Source organism: Neobacillus sedimentimangrovi (assembly GCF_010614825.1).
Lineage (GTDB): Bacteria > Bacillota > Bacilli > Bacillales > Cytobacillaceae > Neobacillus > Neobacillus thermocopriae.
Genome location: NZ_JAAFZF010000094.1, coordinates 1 through 2,417, shown reverse-complemented (window position 1 = coordinate 2,417; position 2,417 = coordinate 1). Strand labels below are relative to the sequence as shown.

The 2,417-nt window shown below is 53.6% G+C and carries 1 rRNA gene; it reads left to right on the top strand.

Annotated features, from left to right (window positions below):
- Positions 1-2,417 (top strand): 23S ribosomal RNA (locus tag GZA11_RS16270); the annotation flags it as partial.

Below are 2,417 nucleotides of genomic sequence, written 5' to 3'. Positions count from 1 at the left end.
ATCCTGAGTACGGCCGGACACGTGAAATCTGGTCGGAAGCAGGGAGGACCATCTCCCAAGGCTAAATACTCCCTAGTGACCGATAGTGAACCAGTACCGTGAGGGAAAGGTGAAAAGCACCCCGGGAGGGGAGTGAAAGAGAACCTGAAACCGTGTGCCTACAAGTAGTCAGAGCCCGTTTATGGGTGATGGCGTGCCTTTTGTAGAATGAACCGGCGAGTTACGATTACATGCGAGGTTAAGTTGAAGAGACGGAGCCGTAGCGAAAGCGAGTCTGAATAGGGCGAATGAGTATGTAGTCGTAGACCCGAAACCAGGTGATCTACCCATGTCCAGGGTGAAGTCCAGGTAACACTGGATGGAGGCCCGAACCCACGCACGTTGAAAAGTGCGGGGATGAGGTGTGGGTAGCGGAGAAATTCCAATCGAACTTGGAGATAGCTGGTTCTCTCCGAAATAGCTTTAGGGCTAGCCTCACGTAGTGAGAGTCTTGGAGGTAGAGCACTGTTTGGACTAGGGGCCCTCATCGGGTTACCGAATTCAGATAAACTCCGAATGCCAATGACTTATCCGTGGGAGTCAGACTATGAGTGATAAGATCCATGGTCAAAAGGGAAACAGCCCAGACCACCAGCTAAGGTCCCAAAGTATACGTTAAGTGGAAAAGGATGTGGAGTTGCTTAGACAACCAGGATGTTGGCTTAGAAGCAGCCACCATTTAAAGAGTGCGTAATAGCTCACTGGTCGAGTGACTCTGCGCCGAAAATGTACCGGGGCTAAACGTATCACCGAAGCTGTGGGTGGACACCTTCTGGTGTCCGCGGTAGGAGAGCGTTCTAAGGGCGTTGAAGCTAGACCGTAAGGACTGGTGGAGCGCTTAGAAGTGAGAATGCCGGTATGAGTAGCGAAAGATGAGTGAGAATCTCATCCACCGTATGCCTAAGGTTTCCTGAGGAAGGCTCGTCCGCTCAGGGTTAGTCGGGACCTAAGCCGAGGCCGAAAGGCGTAGGCGATGGACAACAGGTTGATATTCCTGTACCACCTCTTTATCGTTTGAGTGATGGGGGGACGCAGGAGGATAGGGTAAGCGCGCTGCTGGTTATGCGCGTGTAAGCAGTTAGGCTGGCAAATAGGAAAATCCGTTTGCCGTTAAGGCTGAGCTGTGATGCCGAGGGAATTTGAGTACCGAAGTTCCTGATTCCACACTGCCAAGAAAAGCCTCTAGCGAGATAAAAGGTGCCCGTACCGCAAACCGACACAGGTAGGCGAGGAGAGAATCCTAAGGTGAGCGAGAGAACTCTCGTTAAGGAACTCGGCAAAATGACCCCGTAACTTCGGGAGAAGGGGTGCTCATTAGGGTGCATAGCCTTGATGAGCCGCAGTGAATAGGCCCAGGCGACTGTTTAGCAAAAACACAGGTCTCTGCGAAGCCGCAAGGCGAAGTATAGGGGCTGACGCCTGCCCGGTGCTGGAAGGTTAAGAGGAAGGGTTAGCTCACGCGAAGCTCTGAATCGAAGCCCCAGTAAACGGCGGCCGTAACTATAACGGTCCTAAGGTAGCGAAATTCCTTGTCGGGTAAGTTCCGACCCGCACGAAAGGCGTAACGATCTGGGCACTGTCTCAACGAGAGACTCGGTGAAATTATAGTACCTGTGAAGATGCAGGTTACCCGCGACAGGACGGAAAGACCCCGTGGAGCTTTACTGCAGCCTGATATTGAATTTTGGTACAGCTTGTACAGGATAGGTAGGAGCCGTGGAAGCCGGAGCGCCAGCTTCGGTGGAGGCGTCGGTGGGATACTACCCTGGCTGTATTGAAATTCTAACCCGCACCCCTTATCGGGGTGGGAGACAGTGTCAGGTGGGCAGTTTGACTGGGGCGGTCGCCTCCTAAAGAGTAACGGAGGCGCCCAAAGGTTCCCTCAGAATGGTTGGAAATCATTCGCAGAGTGTAAAGGCACAAGGGAGCTTGACTGCGAGACCTACAAGTCGAGCAGGGACGAAAGTCGGGCTTAGTGATCCGGTGGTTCCGCATGGAAGGGCCATCGCTCAACGGATAAAAGCTACCCCGGGGATAACAGGCTTATCTCCCCCAAGAGTCCACATCGACGGGGAGGTTTGGCACCTCGATGTCGGCTCATCGCATCCTGGGGCTGTAGTCGGTCCCAAGGGTTGGGCTGTTCGCCCATTAAAGCGGTACGCGAGCTGGGTTCAGAACGTCGTGAGACAGTTCGGTCCCTATCCGTCGTGGGCGTAGGAAATTTGAGAGGAGCTGTCCTTAGTACGAGAGGACCGGGATGGACGCACCGCTGGTGTACCAGTTGTCTTGCCAAAGGCACCGCTGGGTAGCTATGTGCGGAAGGGATAAGTGCTGAAAGCATCTAAGCATGAAGCCCCCCTCAAGATGAGATTTCCCAT